The sequence below is a fragment of the Streptomyces sp. NBC_01549 genome (assembly GCF_026339955.1).
GTDB lineage: Bacteria > Actinomycetota > Actinomycetes > Streptomycetales > Streptomycetaceae > Streptomyces.
This window is the reverse complement of record NZ_JAPEPW010000004.1, coordinates 287,218-310,715: the sequence shown is the minus strand read 5'-3', so window position 1 is coordinate 310,715 and position 23,498 is coordinate 287,218. Positions and strand designations below refer to the sequence as shown.

General features: G+C 67.7%; 20 protein-coding genes and 4 pseudogenes. 4 read left to right on the top strand and 20 right to left on the bottom strand.

What is annotated here, in order from left to right:
• Positions 1–321: 321 nt before the first annotated feature.
• Positions 322–672: an SDR family NAD(P)-dependent oxidoreductase gene (locus OG819_RS51930; protein ID WP_266656878.1), complete on the bottom strand. Its 351-nt coding sequence runs from the start codon at positions 670–672 to the stop codon at positions 322–324.
• Positions 673–707: 35 nt separating this feature from the next.
• Positions 708–1,242: pseudogene (locus OG819_RS51925) on the bottom strand (steroid 3-ketoacyl-CoA thiolase); the annotation flags it as partial.
• A 229-nt stretch (positions 1,243–1,471) separates the two neighbouring features.
• Between OG819_RS51925 and OG819_RS51920 the strand changes: the two are divergent.
• Positions 1,472–2,137, top strand: a complete 666-nt coding sequence (locus tag OG819_RS51920; RefSeq protein ID WP_266636607.1) for a nitroreductase — start codon at positions 1,472–1,474, stop codon at positions 2,135–2,137.
• Positions 2,138–2,257: 120 nt separating this feature from the next.
• Here OG819_RS51920 and OG819_RS51915 read toward each other — a convergent pair whose 3' ends face one another.
• From OG819_RS51915 to OG819_RS51870, 10 genes and pseudogenes are all read right to left on the bottom strand, one after another.
• The gene (locus tag OG819_RS51915) at positions 2,258–3,505 is read right to left on the bottom strand and encodes an IS701 family transposase (RefSeq protein WP_266652542.1); all 1,248 of its coding nucleotides are present in this window, start codon (positions 3,503–3,505) and stop codon (positions 2,258–2,260) included.
• Positions 3,506–3,661: 156 nt separating this feature from the next.
• A complete protein-coding gene (locus OG819_RS51910; protein ID WP_266647792.1) occupies positions 3,662–4,591 on the bottom strand; it encodes a transposase in 930 nt (309 codons plus the stop codon).
• A 101-nt stretch (positions 4,592–4,692) separates the two neighbouring features.
• A pseudogene (locus OG819_RS51905) lies at positions 4,693–5,067 on the bottom strand (transposase); the annotation flags it as partial.
• A 254-nt stretch (positions 5,068–5,321) separates the two neighbouring features.
• A complete protein-coding gene (locus OG819_RS51900) occupies positions 5,322–6,026 on the bottom strand; it encodes a hypothetical protein (protein WP_266636609.1) in 705 nt (234 codons plus the stop codon).
• 73 nt (positions 6,027–6,099) lie between these two features.
• On the bottom strand, positions 6,100–6,780 hold the full coding sequence (gene ribA, locus OG819_RS51895) for a GTP cyclohydrolase II (RefSeq protein ID WP_266656876.1): 681 nt from the start codon (positions 6,778–6,780) through the stop codon (positions 6,100–6,102).
• Between the two features lie 84 nt (positions 6,781–6,864).
• Positions 6,865–7,911 (bottom strand): zinc-binding dehydrogenase, encoded by a 1,047-nt coding sequence (locus tag OG819_RS51890; protein ID WP_266656874.1) that lies wholly within the window; start codon positions 7,909–7,911, stop codon positions 6,865–6,867.
• Positions 7,912–8,135: 224 nt separating this feature from the next.
• A complete protein-coding gene (locus OG819_RS51885) occupies positions 8,136–9,209 on the bottom strand; it encodes a tetratricopeptide repeat protein (protein ID WP_266656873.1) in 1,074 nt (357 codons plus the stop codon).
• The gene (locus tag OG819_RS51880) at positions 9,206–10,378 is read right to left on the bottom strand and encodes a DUF4331 family protein (protein ID WP_266656871.1); all 1,173 of its coding nucleotides are present in this window, start codon (positions 10,376–10,378) and stop codon (positions 9,206–9,208) included. The genes OG819_RS51885 and OG819_RS51880 overlap by 4 nt, the downstream gene beginning before the upstream one ends.
• A gap of 36 nt (positions 10,379–10,414) precedes the next feature.
• Positions 10,415–11,743 carry a Dyp-type peroxidase gene (locus OG819_RS51875; protein ID WP_266656869.1) on the bottom strand — a complete coding sequence of 443 codons (1,329 nt, stop codon included), beginning with the start codon at positions 11,741–11,743 and terminating at the stop codon, positions 10,415–10,417.
• A 118-nt stretch (positions 11,744–11,861) separates the two neighbouring features.
• A complete protein-coding gene (locus OG819_RS51870; RefSeq protein WP_266636620.1) occupies positions 11,862–12,491 on the bottom strand; it encodes a hypothetical protein in 630 nt (209 codons plus the stop codon).
• 538 nt (positions 12,492–13,029) lie between these two features.
• Between OG819_RS51870 and OG819_RS51865 the strand changes: the two genes are divergently transcribed.
• The 3 genes from OG819_RS51865 to OG819_RS51855 all read left to right on the top strand — a co-directional run bounded on the left by OG819_RS51865 (position 13,030) and on the right by OG819_RS51855 (position 14,402).
• On the top strand, positions 13,030–13,575 hold the full coding sequence (locus tag OG819_RS51865) for a hypothetical protein (RefSeq protein ID WP_266656867.1): 546 nt from the start codon (positions 13,030–13,032) through the stop codon (positions 13,573–13,575).
• Positions 13,529–13,825, top strand: a complete 297-nt coding sequence (locus OG819_RS51860) for a hypothetical protein (protein ID WP_266656865.1) — start codon at positions 13,529–13,531, stop codon at positions 13,823–13,825. The genes OG819_RS51865 and OG819_RS51860 overlap by 47 nt, the downstream gene beginning before the upstream one ends.
• Positions 13,826–14,084: 259 nt before the next feature.
• Entirely contained in the window at positions 14,085–14,402 is a 318-nt protein-coding gene (locus OG819_RS51855; RefSeq protein WP_266657435.1) for a transposase, read from the top strand.
• Positions 14,403–15,278: 876 nt separating this feature from the next.
• On the opposite strand, the gene OG819_RS51850 is transcribed toward OG819_RS51855, so the two are convergent.
• From OG819_RS51850 to OG819_RS51815, 8 genes and pseudogenes are all read right to left on the bottom strand, one after another.
• The gene (locus tag OG819_RS51850; RefSeq protein WP_266636626.1) at positions 15,279–15,866 is read right to left on the bottom strand and encodes a TetR-like C-terminal domain-containing protein; all 588 of its coding nucleotides are present in this window, start codon (positions 15,864–15,866) and stop codon (positions 15,279–15,281) included.
• A gap of 217 nt (positions 15,867–16,083) precedes the next feature.
• Entirely contained in the window at positions 16,084–17,595 is a 1,512-nt protein-coding gene (locus OG819_RS51845; protein WP_266656863.1) for an MFS transporter, read from the bottom strand.
• A 137-nt stretch (positions 17,596–17,732) separates the two neighbouring features.
• Positions 17,733–18,414, bottom strand: a pseudogene (locus OG819_RS51840) (NAD(P)/FAD-dependent oxidoreductase); the annotation flags it as partial.
• A gap of 70 nt (positions 18,415–18,484) precedes the next feature.
• Entirely contained in the window at positions 18,485–19,114 is a 630-nt protein-coding gene (locus OG819_RS51835) for a hypothetical protein (RefSeq protein ID WP_266636620.1), read from the bottom strand.
• 163 nt (positions 19,115–19,277) lie between these two features.
• A complete protein-coding gene (locus OG819_RS51830) occupies positions 19,278–19,502 on the bottom strand; it encodes a hypothetical protein (protein WP_266656862.1) in 225 nt (74 codons plus the stop codon).
• Positions 19,503–19,566: 64 nt separating this feature from the next.
• Positions 19,567–19,803 (bottom strand): annotated as a pseudogene (locus OG819_RS51825) (integrase core domain-containing protein); the annotation flags it as partial.
• 128 nt (positions 19,804–19,931) lie between these two features.
• A complete protein-coding gene (locus OG819_RS51820; RefSeq protein WP_266656861.1) occupies positions 19,932–21,194 on the bottom strand; it encodes a dihydrolipoamide acetyltransferase family protein in 1,263 nt (420 codons plus the stop codon).
• A 10-nt stretch (positions 21,195–21,204) separates the two neighbouring features.
• Positions 21,205–23,394, bottom strand: coding sequence for an alpha-ketoacid dehydrogenase subunit alpha/beta (locus OG819_RS51815; protein WP_266656860.1), 2,190 nt, complete (start codon positions 23,392–23,394; stop codon positions 21,205–21,207).
• Positions 23,395–23,498 lie beyond the last annotated feature (104 nt).

Here is a 23,498-nt window from a genome sequence, read left to right as displayed (position 1 = left end):
CGGATCCGCGGGTGCGGTGCCGGTACGGTCCGTGCACATGAGGACCACACCCGTGCGGAACCGGCCCAGTCGGCCGACCGGGTGGCGGACAGCGCCTGCGACGGCATGCCGTCGCAGGAGGACCGCAATCCCGGGGAGGGCCGGGCGAGGTGAGCCTCGCCCGGCCCTCCGCGCAACGGGCGGGCCATCGCCCGCCCGCCCCGACCCCGGCGTGCTGGCTGCGCCGCCCGTGCCGCCGGGTACCGGAACCCCTTATACGACGGCGACCCCGCGTCCAAGACTGCCCTCCCCGCGATCACAACCCCAAGATCATCCCAGATCTCAGCCAAGTTGACGACGCCGTCTGGCCCTGGAGCTCCCGAAGATCAACATCGAAGTCGATCGAGTCGGCCGCATAGGGGCGAAAGATTGCCAATCGCAGTTCACGGCGAGGCGTACGTCGCCCAGCCGGCCGGCCACGTCCAGGACTTCCTTGACGTCCTGCTCGCTGGTGACATCGGCGGGCGCGAAGACCGCCCGGTCGCCGAGTCCGGCAGCCACGCACTTGCCGTCGCTGGTCGGGAGGTCCACCAGGAGCACGAAGGCGCCGGCGTCCAACAGCCGCTGCCCCGTGCCCAGTCCGAGGCCGGAGGCGCCGCCGGTGACGAGTGCGACGTTTCCCGTGATGTTCACAGCGTTGCGTCTCCCGTCTCGATTGGGACGAGCGGTCAGATGCGCTCGATGATGGTGGCGTTGGCCATTCCGCCGCCTTCGCACATGGTCTGCAGGCCGTATCGGCCGGTCGCCTCGAGATGGTTGACTAGCGTGGCGAGCAGCCGGGTTCCCGAAGCTCCGAGATGGCCGAGCGCGATGGCACCGCCTCGAGGGTTGAGGCGGTCCGGCTGCGCATCCATCTCCCGCTGCCAGACCAGGGGCACGGGGGCAAAGGCCTCATTGACCTCGTACGCGTCGATGTCGTCGATCTTCAGGCCCGATCGCGCGAGGGCCTTCTGCGTGGCGGGGACCACGCCGGTGAGCATCAGCAGCTGGTCCGAGCCGGTCACCGCGAAGGAGTGGAAACGGGCCCGGGGCCCGAAGTCTCAGGCGCCTGGCCGAGGCCGAACTCATGATGAGGGCTGCCGAGGCGCCGTCGGTCAGCGGTGAGGAGTTGACCGGTGTGATGTTCCAGCCGATCTCCGGGAAGCGCGCGGCGGCCGGAATGCCGGTGAAGGCGGGCCGCAGGGACGCGATTCTCGGGCTGGTACGGGCCCGTGACCGTCGCGACGCTCAACCGCTGGCGCACGGTGCTGAACGCGCCGGTGCCGGTGGGGCTGACGGGGCTTTCCGGGCGCGGTGCCCATCGCGTGGTCCCCGTGCGGGGCGGGTCCGGTGCGACTGTCACTCATGGGGTATTTTAGGCGTATTGTGAATTTTTCGGACCCGACTGTCAATTCGGTCGACACCTTGAGCAGATGAGGGAGGTGGGGGCCTCTTGGACGTGTATGAGGCGGTCACGAGCCGACGGGCGGTGCGCGGATTCACCGACCGGCGTGTCCCGAGGGAGGTGCTGGAGCGGGTGCTGTCCGCCGCGGCCTGGGCGCCGTCCGGATCGAACCTCCAGCCGTGGCACGCCTATGTGCTGACCGGCAGGCCGCTGGCCGAGCTCAAGAAGCGCGCCGGCGAGCGCGTGGCCTCAGGCGACCCCTGGGACGAGCGGGAGTACGAGATGTACCCGCCCGCACTGAAGTCTCCATACCACGAGCGCCGTTCCGCCTTCGGACATGAGCGCTACAGCGCACTCGGTATTGCGCGCGAGGACTGGGAGGCGCGCCAGAGGGCCGCTTCCGCGAACTGGGAGTGTTTCGGCGCGCCCGCCGCCCTGTTCTGCTACATCGACCGCGACCTGGGCCGACCGCAATGGTCCGACGTCGGCATGTATCTGCAGACCGTCATGCTGCTGCTGCGCGCCGAAGGGCTGCACAGTTGTCCGCAGATGGCGTGGTCGGTGTATCGCAGGACTGTCGCGGAGGTCCTGTCACCCCCGGACCAGCTCATCCTCTTCTGTGGCATGTCGATCGGGTTCGAGGACGTCACGCTGGGTTGCACCCGTACGGGTCGGGCGCCGCTCGAGGAGACGGTCACGTTCGTCGAGAGCTAGTAGGGCTTTGTTAGGTCCTGTGGTGGGGTTCGGGTGTGGGGGCGGGGTGGCCGCATATCGAGCAGGCGCCGGTCCAGGTGGCCAGGATCTTCTGTAACGCGCGCAGAACCGCGTAGAGGGTCAGGCCGGCGCAGGGACTTTTGGGTCGAGGCGGAGCATGGTGCAGAAGGCCTGGGCGAGGGCGGCCAGGGTCACGTGCCGGTGCCAGCCGAGGTAGCTGCGGCCTTCGAAGTGGTCCAGGCCGAGGCCGTCCTTGAGCTCACGGTAGTCGTGCTCGACCCGCCAGCGGATCTTGGCGATACGGACGAGTTCGCGTAGCGGGGTGCCGGCGGGCAGGGTGGAGAGCCAGTAGTCGGTGGGCTCGGCGGCGCCGGGTGGCCATTCGGCCAGCAGCCAGCACTCGGGCAGACTGCCGTCCAGGTCACGGGGGATGTCGCGGTTGGCCGGGCGCACGCGCATGGCCACGAAGCGCGAGCGCATGTCGGCCCGTGGGTTGCGCGGACCGCTCTTGGTGCCCTGGCGCCAGGTGACGGTGCGGGCGGCGCCCCGCCCGGCGGCCAGGACGAGGTCACGCAGGGTGCTGTGCGGCATCGGGTAGGCGGGCCGGGGCGGGCGGCCGCGGCCGCTGTAGGGCGGACGCTCGGGCAACGCCTCACCGGGGTAGGCGGTGGTGGTTCCTTTGACGGCGACCGCGTAGGCGAGACCGCGTTCGGTCAGGCCCAGGCGGAAGCCGGTGGCATCGCCGTAACCGGCATCGGCGACCACCGGCAGACCGGGCAGTTCCCACTGGCCGCGGACCTCGTCGAGCATCTCCAGCGCCTGGCGCCACTTCTCCTTGTGGCGGACCTGGTCGGGGATGCCCGCCCGCTGGCGGCGTCGGCGGATCGCCTCGGCCAGCAGCGGGTCGTCCCCGGATGCGGCGTCGTCCCAGCTGTCGGGGATGAACAGCCGCCAGTTGACGGCCGCTGAGGCGTGGTCGCTGACCAAGTTGACACTGACCGCTATCTGGCAGTTTCCGCGCTTGCCCAAGGCGCCGCAGTACATCCGGGCCACCCCAGGGGAGTCGTACCCGTCCTTTGGGAAGCCCGTGTCGTCGATCGCATACGCCTCCGGGGTGATGTGCGCCGCTGCCCACCGCGAGACCCGGCGCCGCACCTCGACGTAGTCCCAGGTGGAGGAGGAGATGAACTGCTGCAGCTGCTGGTGGTCCACGCCCAGACGCTCGGCCATCGGCTGCATCGACTTGCGCTTGCCGTCCAGCATCAGCCCACGCACGTACAGCTCGCCCTTGGCCCGCTGGTCCCGGCGTTTCACCGTGCCGAGCATCTCGGCTGCGAACGCCTCCAAGCGGGGGCGGATCTCGTCCATCTCCTCAGGTGTCACACCTGACAGGACATCACGAGACTACCTCGGAACGATCAACCAGGGTACGTAACAAAGCCCTACTAGTGTCCTGCGCCAGTAACGACGGGGTGCGCGATTGAGGTCGGGCCGTGTTGGCCTGGCGGGTTGGCTGGTGGTTGATTACCGCATGGCCGCGCGGTCGGAGACCAGGCCGGCGATGGCCTGGTAGGTCTGGTCGAAGTACTCGCGGCGTCCGATCCAGCGTTGCAGGGGCCGCCACTGCTTGTGCTCGGCGTTGGCGTGCTCGACGCAGATCCGCTCGGAGGACTGCTGCTTGCGCGCTTCCTCCCAGGCCGCCAGGTCCTCGGGCGGGGCATCCTTCTTCGGCTTCAGCGGCGGCGCTTGGACCTGGGCGGGGAACTGCTTGGCCAGTCCCCGGTAGCCGGCGTCGACCTTGGCCTTGACCTGGGGGAACCTCTCGAACAGGTCGCAGATGCCCTCGGTCTTCAGCGCGGTCTGGTCGTGCTGGCGGCCGGGCCGGAAGGCACCCGCCCACAGGGTCCGGCCCTTCTCGTCGGTGACGACGGTGGCCTTCTTGGTGTTCTGCCGCATCTTCCCGGAGATGAATGCCCGGCGTCCGGGCTTGTTCGCCCGTGGACGTCGGACCCGGACCTCGGTGGCGTCGATCCGCAGTTCCACTCCGTGGGAGGCGGCGTAGGCGAAGACATCGGCCAGGGTGCGAAGGCGCAGGTCGGGACTTCCAGGGACGGCGAAGCCGCGGGCGGCGAGCAGGGGGCGGATCTCGTGGACCGCGCGGGTGATCGTGGAGCGGTCCACCTCGTAGAACAGGGCGAGGACGGCATGCGGAAGCTGGAAGCGCAGGATGACCAGGGTGGCGACGACCCGGTCGGTGAAGACGAGTTGGTGGTCGGGACCCGCTCCGGCGGCGCGCTGCCGGTCATGGCCCCGGCGTTCACGCAGCTGGGACTCCTGCCCGGCCACCCACGGCCCGGCCAACTCCGCGACCAGCTTGCCCAGGCGACGGCGCGGGATCCCGGTGCAGATACGATGGCTCAAGGCCGTGCGGGCCCCTCTTGACGTCACAATCATGATCGTCCCGCACGGCCGTTCGCATGCTCAGACCGGGGTTTCAGCTACCGCGCACCACGTCGTAAGAGGTTCGGTGAGCAGCTGACGACGAACGGGTGGGGCGCCGCTCGCAGCGAAGCGAGTACTGCCCCGTCGGTGTCGGCGAGCAACCGCCAGGCGGTGGGCGTGGAGGCGACCGGTCCGAATACCTCGCCCTGGTCCCGCAGCACGGCCAGATCCGCTATCGCCTCACCGCCGTCGGCGAGCATCACCGCGAGATCGGTGAAGGTCCGACCTGGATCGTGCCCGGTGCCACGCGGTCGCAGCGGCCTGAGCGCAGTGGAGTAGGCGGTGGTCAGACCGGTGGCATCGGCAAGATCCGCCAGCAAACGTGCGCCCGCGTGCCCGACCACCCCCGAACCGTCAGTGGAGACGTGGACCTTTGGACGAGAACCGACACCCTGCACGCAGAAAGTGCCTTCCGCTTGGACCGACAGAACCCCTCGACAAGGTTCATCGTCCCAGCTCAGAAGGCACTTTCGTATTCCCTCCCCGCTTCCGGCCTCATCTCAACCGAAACGGCGAGACTAAGGGCTGTCCCGTAATCCCCCGTGGATCAGCGCGCGGCGTCAGATGCGGTGCATCGCAAGGCGGAGGGTCGTCCTCATACTGGGCGTATTCGGGCGATCCGACAACGCGGCGAGGTGCCGTAGCTGTCGTCGTGCGCCCGCCGGGGATTACGGGACAGCCCTTAGAGATTCGTGCCCGTGTCGCCCTCGTCATTCAATGAGTCCCGCCGCTTCCTCTCACCCGGAGCAGAGAGGCCCTCTTGCCCGTCCAGCAGCTCCAGGAGCGCGGCGTCTGCCTTCTGCCTATCCTCTTTCGTCAGTTCAAGAGGTGCGTTGCTGTAGACGGTGTACCGGTCGGGATCAATGATGTTGGCGGCCCTCAAGGTGAACGTCATAAGGGAGCGCCACCCTTTGCGGTGACCGACCCTCGCCTGAAGCTGGACCTTGTAATCGCGGGGCTCCGGCAGGAATCCGGAAAACGGTGCCTCGAACTCGATGAGGAGCTGTTGCGCTTCCCTGCCGTCCACGGCGAATCCGGCTGGCAACTTCGGCTCGTCCTTCGGCCCGGGTTGGAGACAGGACGGTGAAGATATCCACAGGAGTGGCAGATGAGAGGCGGGCTCATCGGGGAAGGTCAACCTGAGATCCTGCACCACTATCGGCTTGGCACCAGTGTTGTGAAGGACGAGCGGAAGCCGCAGGCGAGCCATGGAGCAGTGAACAATTGCGGCAAAGGAATGAGGCTCCCAGGACTTCAGGTGCCCTTGCCTGGCGTTGATCCACCAGAAGGATGCGACGGTGAAGATCAACGCGCAAACCGACACGACGCCAGCACCAGGAATCGATGGAAACGCATCCTGAACTGCAGCGGCCATCAGCGAAAGCACAAATTCAGTGTGCCAGCCCCAGGGTGCGCACGCGAACAGAACTCGGCGACGCGGGCCCTATGGGCATCGGCCGTCAGCCCGCCGTCAGTTCCGTCAGCGGCAGGGTGTGCTGGGTGCGGATCGCCTTGGTACGGAGGTAGCGGACGTTGTGGGCCGTGGTGAAGACGCCCGTGGGAACGTGCTGGGTCACCGTAAGCCCCAGTGTGCGCAGCTGGGCCGCCTTGTCCGGGTTGTTGGACAGCAGGTCCACCTCAAAAATGCCGAGGGCGGCGAGCATCTGCGCGGCGGCGGTGTAGTCGCGGGCGTCCTCGGGAAGCCCGAGGGCCGCGTTGGCCTCGTAGGTGTCGAGGCCCTCGTCCTGGAGGGCGTAGGCGTCGAGCTTGTTGTAGAGGCCGATGCCGCGTCCCTCCTGGCGGAGGTAGAGCAGGACGCCTCCGCGGTCAGCGATGCGCTCGACCGCCTCGCGCAGCTGGGGGCCGCAGTCGCAGCGGGCTGAGCCGAAGACGTCGCCGGTCAGGCACTCGGAGTGCAGGCGCACCAGCGGTGGCCGGCCGGCGGCGGGTTCGCCGAGGATGACGGCCACGTGTTCCTGCCCGTCGGCGAGGTGGTGGAAAGTGGCGAGGTCGGCGGTCACCGTACAGTCGTCGCCGAAGTGGAGCGGGACCGTCACGCGGGTGCGCACCGTGACTGCCGACAGGCCCGTCGGATTGCTGCTGGTGTCGCTGGATGCGGTGGCGTTGCGTGATTCGCGCATGTCGGTCTGCTTCTTTTTTCGGGTGTTGGTCGCGCGATGGGCCGGCTCCGTCGTCGGGGCGGCCCCACGCGCTCGGTCGAGTCGTCAGGGAACGAGGATGAGGCGGATCGGATCGCCGATCTTGTTCTCCAGGCGGTGGATCGCCTCGGGGGCGTCGGCCAGGGAGATGTGGTCGGTAATGGACGGGGCCAGGTCGAGACGGCCGCTGCCGGCCAACCGGATCAGCTCGTAGACGTGATCGAACGAGGATCCGTAGTGTCCGAACACCTTCTTGTTCTTCAGGTTGAAGGTCATCTTCTCCGAGATCTTCAGTGGCTCGGTGGTGATACCCACCAGCACGAGCGCACCGTGGTTACCGAGGAGAGGCGATGCCTGCTCCCGGACCCGGGGAACGCCTGCGAAGTCGAAGGCGTAGTCCAGGCCCAGGCCGTCGGTGGCTCGCAGCACGGATTCTTCGAAACCGGGGTCGGACGGGTCGAGGGCGATATCGGCGCCGAATGCGAGGGCTCGCGCACGCGCATTGGGCAGCGGGTCGACGGCGATGATCGGCGTGGCACCCATCATGCGGGCCAGCCGGACGGCGTGGGCGCCCACCCCGCCGACTCCCCAGATGCCCACGGCTTGGGCGGAACGCACCTGCACGGTGTCGACCAGGGCCGCGTACGAGGTGGAAACGGCGTCCGGGATGATCGCCGCCTGGTCGAAGGGAAGTGTGTCGGGGATGGGGACGACGGTGTCCTCACGGGCGATCGTGTACTGGGACCAGCCACCGTCGTAGTCGACGCCGCGGCCGCGGAACGATACGCACGTGCCCCCGCTGACACAGCGGGCGCACTCGCCACAGGGCTGTCCCGCCTGCAGGGCGACCCGTGTGCCGACGGCCAGGTTGCGCTTGAGGCCGGGTCCCAGGGAATGGATGACACCGGAGATCTCGTGCCCGAGGGTGAGTACGTTGGAGTTCAGGTGCAGCGGCGTGATGCTTCCGTCGATGAGGTGGAGGTCGGAGAGGCACACGCCCGCCGCCTTCACCTCGATCAGTACTTCGCCCGGCCCGGGTACGGGGACCGGGATCTCCTCCATGACGAACTTCTTCGTGTCCAGGTGGACGCGTCCTGCCAGCATGGTGTCCATCGTTTTGGGCCTTCTCGGATAGTGGTTGCTGATTTGGAGTGCTGCAGTGGTCCGTGGGACCACAGGGGGGTAAGAAGCGCTGCGAGGGGTCGAGGGGGTCTCAGCCGGTAAGAGGCCGAGTCACGGTTGCCCCTGCGGGCTGGTGCGGGGCCGGCCGAACGGTGTGCCGATCCGTCCGGCCGACCCCGTCGGTGCCCTATATCGCCGACATCGCCGCTCGGCGGCTATGAGGCAGCCTGTGCAACCCGGTTCTGCGCGAGGACAGCGCGCTGGAACAGGGCATGGGCTCGGGATGTCTGGCGGAATGCGAGGTTCTGCAGCGCCAGTTGGAGCCCCCGCTCGGCATCTGCCCCCACGGTGAGCCAGAAGTCGGCCGCGTGGTCGGCGTAAGCCTCCGGGTGACACAGCACCAGTTCGTCGTAACGCGCCGCCGCGCGCTCGCGCCACTGGTTCGCCTCCTGAACCCTGTCGCACGCGTGCAACGCGGCCGCGAGGTGGCCGGCGTACTCGGGGTCGTCGCTGGTTCGGGTGAGAGGTCGTAGGAGGGCGACGGTATCGTGAGGCTCTCCGCGCAGCAGCTCGACCTCGGCCAGGTGGCCCAGTGCCGGCGCGTAGTCGGGCACGCGGCGCCGGGCGGCCTCGTAGAACGAGCGAGCTGCATCGAGATCGCCCTCGCGGTGCCACATCACACCGCGCCGGAAGTCCAGCTGAGCGAGTGGAAACGGCGAGGTGCCCTGATAGTGGTGCCGCGCCTCACTGAACAGCTGCTCCGCTTCGGTGACCTGCCCGCGCTCAGCCTGGAGTACGGCGAGCGAGCCGAGCGTCGTGAAGTCGCTCTGCCGCTCCGCCGCTTTGTGGATCACGGCTGTGGCATCCGTGTAGCAGCCGAGGGCCTGCAGGACGACGGCTCGTTCCGCGTCCAGTGTGGTCTCGTCCGCGCCGCTCCGGGCCGCCGCGCCGAGGTCGGCAACGGCCTCGGCAAAGCGGTGCAGGGTCGCGCGTGTCCTGGCGCGGGCGAGCAGGGCCGTGCTGTCCTCCGGTGCGACGTGCACAAGCTGTTCGGCGAGTTCCGCGGCCTGCTCGTAGTCGGCGACGCGGCCCAGGATGTGGCCTCGGAGGTTGAGGAGGTCGATCAGGGCCGCCCCTTGCGCCACCGCGAACGGAGCCCATGACGTCTCCCCGGTACCCGCACGGCTGAGCCGTACGGCCAGGCCATCGATCTGCCCGTGCAGATTCGTTACGGCGATGGTGCCGTTCGTCGTGACCGGCTCCCTCTCCTGGGGAGACGCCCCGGTCATGCCGCTTCCTCGCGGGGAGGCATCTGCGCGGCCAGGCGGGCACCCAGGTCCGGCGGGGTCGGGTTGGGAGCGTTCAGGTAGGGGAATGCGTCGGTGGCCAGCTGAGTGGGCTGGTCGACGCCGTCACTGATGCGCTCGCCGTCGATGCCGCCCACCAGCAGGGTGTAGAGGGTGTCCACGATGTCGTCGTTGAGCGACCGGCCACCGCAGGTCGTGTGCGGGCGGCCGGCGAGCAGGGCGGTCTCGATCTCGAAACAGCCGTCCTCGGAGAAGGGCTTGGACAGGTCGACGACGAGGAAGTCCGCCAGCAGCAATTCGGTCAGCGGGTGAGCACCCTGCTCGTCCAGCGGCCAGGCGGTCTTGCCGTCCAGGCCGTCGTAGAAGGCCAGGTTGGCGTTGAGCCGTGCGCGGTAGGTGCTCGCATAGTCGGGCCGCAGGCTGAAGGCGTCCTCCTCGTTGATGAGGTCGCGGATCTCCAGATCGCTGTTGACGGTGTCGAACTTCTTGGGCGACATGATCACGTTCTTGATCTCCGGCCGGCCCATGCGCTCCAGCCGGACCGGGCGTCCACCACCGGAAGTCAGGGTCTCGCCGACGATCGCGACCAGCGAGCCGGCGGCCGGGCCGAGCACCGCGGCGTCGATTTCGAGCACGATGCTCAGCGCGTTCAGGCCCTCCAGAACGTTGCTGGCATCAGACCTGAAGGCCAGCTTCCCCGTCGCCTCGGTGGCGATCACGCCCACGAAGTCGATGAAGAACGGGTCGAGCCGCGACCCGGCGAAGATCTTCAGTCCCTCTGCCTCGGTGGGCACCTCGTTGCCGACCTGGAAGGAGACCTTCCGGCCGCCGGGGGCCTGGCACGTGCCCGCCTGCACCAGGGTGTCCGTGCCGCCGACCTTCTGGGGGGCGTCGAAGGTGAAGTCGAAGACGTACTCGTCCTCTTCGACATTGAACGCCGCAGCGGCGCCCTCACTCACGGAGGTGATCGGCCGGACGCGGAAACGGTGGGTGATCGCGTCGGAGAACAGGGCCGTAGGGGCCGAGGCCGGGAGCACGTTGAGGACGAGCACCAGGTTTCCCGGCCGCTCCGGGCTCGGGAAGGCGTACACGTCGCAGATGTCGGACGCGGGGTCCGCGATGGCACGCGGTCCGGAGAAGTGGTCAGCCATGAGAAACGCTCCTTGTCGTGTTGCTTGTGAGAGATGTCAGGTGTCGAGGTCGGCGATCCAGCGCAGCGCCGACAGTCCGGGCATGAAGCAGTACTCGCCACCCCGGTTGACGACGAACGGCGGAAGCCCCTTGAAGCGGCGGCGGATCGGTTTGCGCGGGACGGTGAACCCGCCGTCGTCGTTCGTGCCGATCAGCGGGTCCTTTTCCGCGGGCGCCCCGATGAACTTGCCGTCGTTGACCCACTGCCGCTGGACGAACTCGAACTGCCGGTCCAGGTTCGCTCCGACAAAGGCGAACATTATGCCGCGGTCGGCGCCGTCGTCCTCCAGCACTCCCTTGGGAAGCGGCGGACCATAGGTCGTACCGCGCCGGATCATGCGGTGCAGGCGCACCTCGCCGGTGACGACCGCATCCCGCGGGTTCATGCGCCGGGCATGGGCGCCCACGGGGCACTTGAGGCCCTCCGGGTCGTCGCCGTACATGAACTCGTTGTTGCGTTTGGGATCGGCACCGAGTTCCGGATCGTCCTTGTCCGGCGTCAGTGCCAGTGGGGCGCCACTGGGCCAGCGGCCGACGAGCTTGGCCGCCAGCAGCTCCTCGTCGGCGGTGTCGGTGGCGCGCTCGTGGAGGTACTTACGGAATTCGGCCACTCGCGTGTGCAGCTTACGGAAGGCCACGTACGTTCCGTTGCGCCCGAGTACCTCGGGCTGCGGAACGGGTGTGATGCCGTGGGTCTCGTTCTTGTATCCGGTGATGAACTCGCCTGCTCTGAGCGGCTCTTCGTACGGATTGGTGCCGGGGATGCCCGTGCCCTCGATCGCTGGCTGACCGATGCCGTCCCGGAAACCGAACGGTTCCTTCTCGTCCGGTCCGACGTGCACGTCCTGCTGCCAGATGGCAACGACGCCGGGCAGATCGCGCAAGGCGTCGCGGACCAGGAGGAGGACCGTCTCTAGGCGAACGGTGTCCGGGGCGAGGCCGGCCAGTATGAGGTGCACGTCCTTCGAACCGAGCGGGCTCTCCCAGTTCTCCGGCGCGTTTTCCCCGACGTCCCCGATGTACTCCGCCCTCGTGGCCATGCCCTCGCGGAACTCCTCCGGGAAGGTGGCCAGCGACTCCGCGGGCACCCCCAAGGCCTTCAGGCCCTGGAAGCTGAGTGCCACCGCGAGCGAGACCTGGCGCTCGGGGTCGAACGCGGCGACGGAGTCGAGGGCGGGGGTGAGCCGCCGCAGCAGCTCGCGGCCCTGCCGCCGGTCGTCGATGCGCAGGGCGAGGTAGGCGCCCGCGTAGGGCGTCGGCCGTGGCTCCAGAGCGGCGGCCTGGATGTCGTCGAGCTCCAGGGCGTTGCCCGTCTCGATGCTCATGATGCCTTCCAGAACTGTCTTGGGCGGACGGAGTCGTCACGCGGTTCGTGGCAGGGGGCGGGGGTGACGCCCCTTCCCGGAGGGGGTGGGGGTGGGCCCCCTCCGGGGGTGTGGTGGGTCAGCTGGCGGCCTGGGCGAGCAGCGGCTTGAGGGCCGGGTGCTGGAGGGCTTCCTCGGCGGCGGGGTTGTCCAGGACCTCCTGGAAGGCGGCGTTGATCTGGTGGGCCTTGGCGATCTCCGGCATCGTGAGGGAGCCGACCGGGTTGAAGTAGGCGGCGGCCTGCTGCTGCCCGTCCTGCAGGATCTGCTTCATGCCGGCCATGTTCGCGAGGATGTGCTCCTCGAAGCCCTCGCGGGTCTTATCGCCGGTGAGCGCCTCGAGGCCGCCGGACTTCTCGATCCACGGGGCGATCTTGGTGTCCCACTCGGTGGTGTGCTGCATCCAGTCCACGAAGTGTTCGAAGCCGACGGTCAGGAACGCGTCGTCGATGTAGGGGTCCCACTCGGTCTCGAAGGTGGTGGCCCACAGCAGGCGCGTGCCGTTGTCGAAGACCACGTGGCGGGAGTCACGCAGACCGGTCTTGATGGTGGCGGCGATGTCGCCCTGCCGCAGGGCCTCGCACATCCGCTGGCAGGCCGCCGCCACTTCCTGCTCATGTCCCGGCTTGACGTGGAAGTAGGTGGCCAGCTCGGAGACGACACCTTCGGTGCGGCCCTTGCCCGCCTTCTTCGTGATCGAAGCGGTCATGATTTCCTCCATGAGAGACCTTGTGCGCAAATGCGATGGGATGAGCGGTATCTGCGGATAGTTGCGGGATCTGTCTTTTCGCAACCCCGATGTGAGACAGATTGACTCACAGAGAGTCTATGAGTCAACTTGTCTCAGAGAGACCTGCGTCACACCGATTCAGTCCACAGGTGCGCAGTGGTCGGACCGGTGGCACCCGCCGGGACTGCGGGCCGATCGGTTGGGCCGACAGGTTCGGCCGACTGCTGCCGAAGCCGGAAACCCAGAGGTGACAGGAACTCGCAGCTCTTCATGGGGCGAGACGGAGCTGGGTCTAGGCGGCGAGGATCAGGAAGGTTCATCGGTCGCCTGCCTCGGGGGGCGGATCTTCGGCGAGGTGCAGTTCAGGGTCTGTTTGAACGGGCGGAATGGGCCCGAGCGGACGCGGCCGGCGTAGCAGCCGTCGCCGCCGTCGCACGCTGGCTAGAGCCTGTCCGTTCGATCATGGTGGAGGCAGCCGGTCAAGGGAACGAACGCGCTAGACGTAAGCTCCGCGAATATGGATGACGTCACCCCACCCTCCAGCTTGCTGCCGGTTTTGGCTGGTGGTGAGCCTGGCGAAGCAGCACCGCTTGTGGACCGGTTGCGTGTTGCCGTTTCGCGGCGGCTTGCCGCAAATCTGCCTGTGCCAGGCTCAATGATGCAGTGGGTGGATGAGGAGATGGACGCTTTCGCCGACGACTCGGAATTGCTCGGCGTGCTCTTCGACCAGTTGCTTCACGCCCACGCACTGGACACTGCCATTGCAGGTGCGGCGGTGCTTCTCGCGGACGTGGTCATCGACAGTCGAGCCGCTGCCGCTGTCCGTGCCGCACTGACGGTGACGCTGGCCGAAGCGGCGACGGCCGCGCTGCGTGAAGAGGCACTGGATCCGCAGGGGTTCGTCAGTACCGAGGCTGTGCTGCGGCAACAGACCGACAGCGAGCGAGCCGTCCGGCAAGCCGTTCGAGGGGGAGGCTCCCCGCCTGTTTGCGCAATGGGACGAGGGGCCGCAAGTGATGCAGTTCGCGCTTGCCGTGCTTGCGGCCGCCTGCGCCGGGACTGATGTCATCACGCGGATCGCAAGCCTGGCCACTGTGTGGCCGGAAACCCCTCGGGCGGCCACCTTGGCGTTGGCCTGTGCTCTGGCCGCTGACAATGAGGAGGCGATCGCGGAAGCTCTTGAAGAGACCGTCAGCCATCCCGATTACAACCCTGACGCCCAGGGAGATCCTGAGGCTCTCGTGCAAAGCCAGGGGCTGAGCCTCCTGATCGACCTCGCACAGCGTGAGATCGGCCCTCTGGTCTTCCACTGACGAACCGAGCGGCTACGGGCTGCGAAGCCAGATGACGACGTGGCGGGCGCGCCCCGGGGCTGCGACAAAGAGCGGTAGTCGGCCGAACAAGTCCTAGTCGACGGCGGCTACACCTCCCTGGTGTACCTGGAACAGGCCGGTCAGAAACACCAGGGCACGGTCACCGACCGCTTTCGGGCAACCCCGACCGCCAGCACCGCAGGAACGAAGGCTTCGGCCAGGACGGCTTCCACATCGACTTCAACCGGCGACAGGTGACCTGTCCCCAAGGCCAGGTCAACAGAGGCCGACAGGGCCCCTATCCGACCTCCTCGCCCACCGCGGCCCGACTGATCGTGGCGCGGTCACCAAGGGCCAGTGTCAGCCGTGTTCGGTCCGTGCCCAGTGCACCACCTCACGCGACGGCGCCCGGAACGCGGGCTTTCCCCCACGAGAACTCCGCGACCTGCAAGTCCGCTTCCGCGCCGAACAGCAGACGCCCGACGGGCAGGCCCGGTACGCGATTCGCTCCGGGGCGGAGGGCACCGTCAACGAGCTCGCTGACGAGCAGGGCATGCGCCGCTGCCGCTACCGGTAGTTCGTTAAATCCGGCAGTAGAGGTCAATGCCGTGTCCGGTGGTAACCGCGTCGATCAGGGCCTGAAGGTCGGGGGGTGGGTCCTTGTCCGTCCAGGCTCGCCACCATCGGTTCAGGGTGATGGCGGGGGTGAGCCAGGAACGGATGGCTCGTAAGGCCCTGGGCCAGCAAGGTTGTTGGGGCTGGTGGGACGGGTCTGGTCCCCCTCTCTGGCCCCTCGTCGGGGCAGGGGTCCGGCGCGGTGGCATCCAGGGGTCCGGGTGGGGCGAACCATTGGTCCCAGCAGACGGAGAAGGGTCAACTGCCTTGCTGGAGCATGAAGATGACCGCTCGCCGTACGTGTCCGCGTGCGCCGGGTCCGTTGGAGGACTACGCGGTCCGGTTCGACGACCACTTCTTCAGCCTGGCCCAGCGGCGGGGGTTTCGCGAGTATCTGACCGGGCTGCTGGCGCCGCGGGAGCGGAAACCGCCTCTACGGACTGCGGCCGTGGACCGAGCAGAGCTACAAACAGGTCAAGGACGAACTCGGCTGGGCCGACTTCCAAGTCTGCTCCGACCGCGCCATCCGCCGCCACCAGACCCTGGTGCTCCTACCACCGGCCTACGACCAACCCGACCTGCCGTCAACCCACACCACCGCCGGATTCAACGAACTACCGGTAACAGGGGCAGTCGAAGGCCACCTGCAATACGTCTTCACGCCCATCGCCGTGAACATCGAGCGCCTCAGCGGTCCGCCGCCGACCGGCAACGCAACCCCTCCCCGGTCACCGACCGCTGTCCGACTTCCTGGACCAGCACGGGATCCCTCGGCCGAAGTCCTGGCGGGCCGTCAGCGGCCGACCTCGACGACTGCAAGATCCCCGACAGCGTCAAGCTAGGACCAGCCCCGCATGGCGGCATCCACGACGGAGTCCACGGTGTCGCGTCCTAGGCGGTTCCCGGCGAGAAAGCGTTCGAAGAACAGGGGGCCCGCGGTAGCCATGGCAAAGGTCTCGGGGGTGACGTCGGACCGGAGCTGGCCGCGCTCCACGGCCGCGGTGACAGCGGGGCGCAGGGCATCGGCGATCTGGTTCAGCAGCGACTCCCGGAGGCGGCGTATGCCTTCGTCATGCCGTGAGCCGCCAAGGATCGCAGCAAGGACGGCACCGGCCTGCTCGTCGTCCCACCGCTCGGCAAGCACGCCCAGGCGGTGAACGAGCTCCGCTCGCGGATCGTTGCCCGAAGCGGCCCGAAGCTCCTCAGGCATCGGAGGCAAAGGCGGCATGCCGGCTTCCAGCGCGGCCAAGCGGAGGTCGAGAAGGCCGGGCCAGTGCCGATAGACGGTGGCTCTGCCGACGGCAGCACGGGCGGCAACCGACTGATGCGTCACGGCCTCCAGCCCGCCCTCCGTGAGCAAGGCGGTGGCCGCCGAGACCATGGCGTCGCGGCTGCGCAACAGACGCGGATCGGTTCTGTCTTCCACCTCTCCATTCCCTTCTGTGAGACAATACGGCTTACAGGTTACTATGAGGCATTCTGTCTCAGACGGAGGGAACGGCAGCTCAGAGAATCTGCGCTCTCCCGAGGCCGCCCCGTCAAAAGTACCCGGACACTGCCCCCTTTGATTCCTCGTGCACGGCAGCTGTCGCAGCAGGTGACTGCACGACCTGCGCCCCTTCTCAGACAGACCCGTTCGTTGACTACATGTGAACGACAGGCGCGGCGTTCTCATCCTGCTGCGGCACGCCGCGGCGGTAGAGCAGGGCGGTCACGCCCAGGCCGATGACGAAGATGGCCGCCGACCACCAGTAAGCGGTGGAGTAGCCCTCGAGGCCGGCCTGGGCCAGGACGCCGGGGTCCTTGGGGTTGCGGCCGGAGAGGTAGCCGGTGACGGCGTCCGAGGCCATCGTGCTGAGCAGGGAGACGCCGATGGACCCGCCTACCTGCTGGACGGTGTTGACAGCGGCGGACGCAGCCCCTGCATCGGCCGCGGCCACGCCGGAGGTGGCCAGGCTCATCGCGGGCGCGATGACCGTGCCCAGCCCGACGCCGACGAGCATCAGCTGCGGCAGTACCTCCGTCACGTATCCGCTGTTCAGGTCCAGCGTGGTCATCCAGACCAGGCCGGCGGCCGCAATGGCCATGCCCAGCGGTACCACCGGCTTGGGGCCTATACGGGGCACCACGACGTTGTTGGCCACGGCGGAGGCAGACGACGATGCCACGATCATGGGCAGGAAAGCGAAGCCGGTCTTCAGGGCGCTGTAACCGAGGCCCTGCTGCAGGTAGTAGGTCAGGAACAGGAACACGCCGAACATGCCCGCGCCGCTGACGAAGAGGGCGGCGAACGAGGCACCGCGGTTACGGTCCAGCAGGACCCGCAGAGGCAGCAACGGGTACGCCGTCCTGCTCTGCCGCCAGACGAAGAGGGCCACCAGTACGGCACCGGCCGCCAGCATGCCCCAGGTCATCGCCGAACCCCAGCCGTGGGTCTCGGCGTTCGAGAAACCGTAGACCAGGCAGAACAGGCCGGCGGAGACCAGCAGGGTGCCGGGAATGTCGAGCTTCGAGGACCTGTCGCGCGGGGTGCGGTGCAGAAGGGCTGCGCCACCGACGAACGTCACCACTGCGAAGACCACGTTGACGTACATGGTCCAGCGCCAGTCCAGGTACTCGGTCAGCACCCCGCCGAGGATCAGGCCGATGGCTCCGCCCGCACCGGCGACCGAGCCTGCGACGGTGAAGGCTTTCGCCCGCTCGCGCGGATCGGTGAAGGTGGTCATCAGGAGCGACAGCGCGGACGGGGCCAGCAGGGCCGCGAACACGCCCTGGATCGCGCGCGCGATGACGAGCATGCCGAAACCGTTCGCCGCGCCTCCCAGCATGGAAGCGGCCGCGAAGCCGGTCAGACCCACCAGGAAGGTCACCTTCCGTCCGACCAGGTCTGCGACCCGGCCGCCGAGCAGCAGCAGGCTGCCGAAGGCCAGCGCGTAGGCGGTGACCACCCACTGTCGGTCGGCGTCCGAGAAGCCCAGGTCGCGCTGGGCGGACGGCAGAGCGATGTTCACGATGGTGCCGTCGAGAACTCCCATCAGTTGGGCGAGGGAAATGACCATCAGAATCCACCAGCGGCGCTGGTGCGACGGGTCGACAGACGCATTCTCCGGTGCGGTCTCAGCGCCACGAGCAGCGGCGGCGGTGTTCTGTGACATGGGGACAGCCCTCCAGGCGGCGGACGGGGGTACGGCGGAAAGAGAAGCGGAAAGAGAAGCGGAAAGAGAAAGGGACAAAAACGGGCGGAGAGATCAGGTACGGCTGTGGGAGGCGTCGCCGCCTCGGTGCACGGGCCTCGCGGGTGCTCCCGTTCGATGAGGCCGACGGATTCCCGCTTCAGGACCGAGGTCAGGATCCAATCCACGAACACGCGTATCCTGCGGTTCAGCGTCGGCACACGGCTGCCGCGGTAGAGGCGGTGGAACCACCACGCCGGGCGACCTCGAGTTTGATCCTGTTGAAGAGGATGGCGGCACCCTTGTGGAGGCCGAGGTCAACCACCGCGCCCAGGTTCTTGTGCTGATACTCCTTCAGCGGACGGCCGCGCAGAGCCGCGATCACGTTGTCGGCGAGCACCGTGGCCTGGCGTACGGCGTGATGCGCGTCGGGAGGGCACCACGCGCCCTCTTCGGCGGCCAGGTCGGGGACCTGGGCGTTGTCGCCCGCGGCCCACACGTGGTCGAGGCCCCTGACCTGGAGCGTGGGCAGGATGTCGACGTCTCCACGCGAGCCGAGCGGCAGGCCGAAGTGGGCCAAGGTGGGGTTGGGGCAGACGCTGGCCGTCCACACGATCATGGAGGCGGCCATCTCGACACCGTTCGCCAGGACCACGTGCTGTTCGACGCAGGACTCCATGGAGGTCTCGAGGTGCACCTCGATCGTCAGCTGAGCCATGACGTGGCTGCGCACGCTGATGGCCTCCTCGACCGACTCGCACAGATGCCGTGCTCGACCAAGCCGGGCACGGGGAACGTGCGGGAGGCACTGCGCCTAGCGGTCAAGGTCCCGGAGGGGGTGGGGGTGGGCCCCCTCCGGGGGTGTGGTGGGTCAGCTGGCGGCCTGGGCGAGCAGCGGCTTGAGGGCCGGGTGCTGGAGGGCTTCCTCGGCGGCGGGGTTGTCCAGGACCTCCTGGAAGGCGGCGTTGATCTGGTGGGCCTTGGCGATCTCCGGCATCGTCAGGGAGCCGACCGGGTTGAAGTAGGCGGCGGCCTGCTGCTGCCCGTCCTGCAGGATCTGCTTCATGCCGGCCATGTTCGCGAGGATGTGCTCCTCGAAGCCCTCGCGGGTCTTATCGCCGGTGAGCGCCTCGAGGCCGCCGGACTTCTCGATCCACGGGGCGATCTTGGTGTCCCACTCGGTGGTGTGCTGCATCCAGTCCACGAAGTGCTCGAAGCCGACGGTCAGGAACGCGTCGTCGATGTAGGGGTCCCACTCGGTCTCGAAGGTGGTGGCCCACAGCAGGCGCGTGCCGTTGTCGAAGACCACGTGGCGGGAGTCACGCAGACCGGTCTTGATGGTGGCGGCGATGTCGCCCTGCCGCAGGGCCTCGCACATCCGCTGGCAGGCCGCCGCCACTTCCTGCTCATGTCCCGGCTTGACGTGGAAGTAGGTGGCCAGCTCGGAGACGACACCTTCGGTGCGGCCCTTGCCCGCCTTCTTCGTGATCGAAGCGGTCATGATTTCCTCCATGAGAGACCTTGTGCGCAAATGCGATGGGATGAGCGGTATCTGCGGATAGTTGCGGGATCTGTCTTTTCGCAACCCCGGTGTGAGACAGGTTGACTCACAGAGAGTCTATGAGTCAACTTGTCTCAGAGAGACCTGCGTCACGTCACTGCCTTCAGCTCACATACGGCCGCGCGGGCGCGGGCAGCCCCGACGTTCGAGAGTCGACGTCGGCGCACCCGTCGAGAGCGGCATTCAGTGAGGACTGGCTCAGTGCCGTCCAGGCGGTGACGAGCAGGCTCACCCACATCGCCGACCGCACCGTCCGCCAGGCCCGCGCGGCCGTCGCGGCGGAATCGCCGCCGGCCGTATCGAGCCCGCCACCGCGCCGCTCGCCCACGGCGGTCGACGCCGTGGGGGAGGGGCAGGTGCACCGCGGCCTTGACCCCGGATCTTGAACACGTCTATGCGGCTCGGGTCAGGGTAGTTGATGTTGAGTGGAAGGTGTTCTCGTAAGCGATCGGGGATCGCTGGCCGAGCCGGGAATGCCGGCGTCGGGTGTTGTAGCGGGACAGCCAGCGGAAGGCTTCGAGGCGGGCCTCGCGCTCGCTCGACCAGCCCTTTCGCCCCTTCAACGTCTCCCTTTTGAAGGTCGCGTTGAACGATTCCGCGGCGGCGTTGTCCGCGCTGCTGCCCACTGCAAGCCCGGCTCCGCACCGCGTAGCGCGGCTGCACAGCCGTCTGATCCACCGCCGAGGATCACGAGGTCGATCGTGGTCTCGGTCGTGGTGCGGGTTCAGCGCTCCGCACCCTTCGAGTTCGCCGGCACTCAGAGCAGGATCCGGAGCGGGTGCTCGAGAACATCCACGAAGGCCTTCAACCACTCGGCCGCGGTGGCGCCGTCGACCGACCGGTGGTCGACGGCGAGGGTCAGACGCAGTACGGACGCGATGTTGATCGCACCCTCGTCGACGACTGCCTCTTGCCGCACCGCGCCGACGGCCAGGATTGCGGCCTGCGGCGGATTGATGATCGCTGCGAAGTCCTCGGTGCCGTACATGCCGAGGTTGGTGATCGTGATCGTGCCGCCTTCCAGTTCGTCCTGCTGGAGTCGGCGCTCCTTCGCACGGGCGATCAGGTCCTTCGTCGCCTTGGCTACGCCGCTCATCGGCAGGGAGTCCACGCCGCGGACCACCGGGGTGACCAAACCGCCGTCGGTGGCGACGGCCACAGCTATGTCGACGTCTGAAAAGTACCGGATCGAGGTGTCGTTCCACTGCGCGTTCATCGCGGAAACGCTCACGTGCGCGGACGCGATCGCCTTAATGAGCAGGTCGTTGATCGACACCTTCACGCCCTGGCCGGCGTTGATCTGTTGCCGCAGCTCAAGCAATGCGTCGACGCGTGCGCCGGCGCGCAGATAGAAGTGCGGCGTGTTCTGCTTGCTCTCCGTCAGCCGGCGGGCGATTGCCGTCCTCATCCGCGTGTTGGGCACGTCCACGAATCGTGGTCCGACCGCCGAAGTCCCGTTTTTCGGGATCTCTGCCCCGGTGTGGGCCGGCAACGTTTCCTTCGGCTCCACCGAGGTGACGACGGCTGCTTCGATGTCGGCGCGCCGGATTCGTCCGTGTGGGCCGCTGCCCGCCACAGCGTTCAGATCCACTCTGAGTTCGCGCGCGAGACGTCGTGCCAGCGGGCTGGCGAAGAGGCGCTCGCTGTTGTCCCGCGCCGCCACGGCGGGCGCCGGAGGGACCGTGCCCGCCGGCGTCGCGGGCTCTTCCGGCGCCGTCGCCGAAACGGTGGACGCCGTCACCGGCGCTTCTCCGGTACCCAGCGAAGCCACCAGGGCGTCCACCTCGGACGCCGGCTCGTCCTTCGCCCCCCAGACTGCGATCGGTGTACCCACCGCCACTGTCGTGCCCGCTTCCACCAGGAGGCGCAGTAGTACGCCGTCGCTCTCGGCTTCCACGTCGACCGCGGCTTTCTCGGTCTCCACCGTGACGATCGGGTCGCCGGCTGCATATGGGGTGTTCAAGCCGACGTTCCAGGCCTCCAGGATCGCCTCTGTGGTGTTGGCGGCGACCTCGGGCATGCGCATGATCTCAGCCATTGTTCTGCCCCTGCGTGATCTCGCGGAGCTTGGCGACGACTTCCTCCGTGGAGGCGAACGCGGCACGCTCCAGTACCTTGCTGATGCTCGGCGACGCCTCGCCACCCGTCACGCGCTGGATCGGGGCGTCGAGCCAGTCGAACAGCCGGCGTTGGATCTCGTCCGCGAGCCAGCCGCCGTAGGAGGTTCCGAGGGCACCCTGCTCGGCGATGAGCACGTTGTTGGTCTTCTTCACCGATCGGGTGATCGTGTCCCAGTCCAGGCTGGCCCGGTCCAGCCATCGCAGGTCGATGACCTCGGCGTCCACTCCCGTCTGTTCGACGGCGGCCAGAACGGCGGGCGTCATCGCCAGGTAGGTGAGGATGGTCAGGGCCGCTCCCTCGCGGCGTACGGCTGCCTTGCCGACGGGAAGGTGGTGGTCGTAGTTCTGCGGCAGTCCGGGCCCGGTGGAGTTGTACAGATCCACGTGCTCGAGGACCACGACCGGGTCATCACAGGCCAGGGCCGTGTTCATCAGGCCGACGTAGTCGAACGGCGTCGATGGAGCGACTATTCGCCAGCCCGGTGCCGTCGCGAAGATGCCGGCCGGGTCCATCGAGTGCTGCGATCCGTATCCGGTACCCATGGCGACCTTGCTGCGCAGGACGAACGGCACCTTGCCCTCACCTCCGAACATGTGGCGGGCTTTTCCGATCTGGTTGAACAGCTGGTCTGCCGCCACCCACATGAAGTCGGCGTACATGAACTCGACGATCGGGCGGAACCGGCCGTCCAGAGCCAGTCCGCCGCCGAGGCCGGCGAACGCGTTCTCCGAGATCGGGGTCCCGAGTACACGGTCGGGGAACGCCTCGCTCAGGCCGCGGGTGGCACCATTGGTGCCGCCGTTGAGCTTGTGCACGTCCTCTCCCATCACCACGACGCGAGGATCGGTCTCCAGACGGCGTCCCATCACCCCGGCGACGGCGCCGATGAACTTGACATCGGTCAAACCGTCGGCAAAGTCCTCGGTGTCGGTGAACTCGATGCCGGACAGCTCCGACAGGTCGCCCCGGATGCCTTCGTCGACGAACGCCGGGTCCGGCCACTCCGAGGGCATGATGCGTCGCTCACCCGGCTTGCCGCCCGGCCGCGGTTCCAGGAGGACGCCGCCGAGTTCCGACATCAGAGCTTTGGCGCGCTTGACCGTCTCCGTGACCGCCCTCTTGCTGAGGATTCTGCGTCGCACCAGGTGTCCCGCCATGGTGTCGATCGGATCCCGACCGCGCCACTGCGCTTCCTCTTCCTTGGTGCGATACCGGAACGCCGAGCCGGGGAAGGGGCCGTTCTGGTGGAAGTAGCGGTACACATCGGCTTCGATCATCGTGGGACCGTTGGCGCTGCGCATATGGGCGAGGGCCTGCTGCGTCACGAGGTACACAGCCAGCGGATCCATGCCGTCGACCTTCCAGCTCCGGATGCCGAAGCCCGGGCCGCGGCCGGACAGCCGTGGCTCGGCGGTGACTTCGGACACGTGGGTGGAGACGGCGTACAGGTTGTTCTCGACGAAGAAGCACAAGGGCAGCGACCACGCCGCCGCAAGATTGAAGCTCTCCAGCGTGGATCCGATGTTGATCGCGCCGTCGCCGAAGAACGTGAAGGTCACCGCGTCAGTGCCGGACTTCTTGTGGGCCCACGCGGATCCGGCCGCGAGCGGTACCCCGCCACCGACGATCGCGTTGGTCCCGATGGCGCCGGCCTCGTGCCACTGGAGGTGCATGCTGCCGCCTCGACCGTGGCTGAAGCCCTGGTCCAGTCCGCAGATTTCGCGCAGGCTGCGCAGGAGTACGGCCCGTACATCCTCGGGGAACGGCTTTGCCGGGTCTATGCCTTTCGGGTACAGATGGGCGAGCACCTTGGCGAGGAACTGGTGATGGCCGCGATGCGACCCGTTCACGGTGTCCTCCGACGTCAGGGCGAAGCACGCACCGACCGCGCCGCCCTCCTGGCCGATGCTGGAGTGCGCGGGGCCATGGATGAGCCCGTCCGCGGCAAGCTCCAGGACGTACTCCTCGAAGGACCGGATCAACACCAGCTGGCTGAACATGCCCGTCAGGAGTTCTGGAGCCGCGGCGTCCCAGTCGTCCTGGGTGACGACGAACTCCGACCACGCGGCGTTCGTTTCGAGTGCGTGTTCCGCAGGCATGGGGAGCCTCCTTCAATCGGCCACAGTGCGACTGACCCTCCCACATGGTTGGATCCAATTACAAGAGTGCGCTCGACTTCTGACGCGATGGCCGCCATCATTGA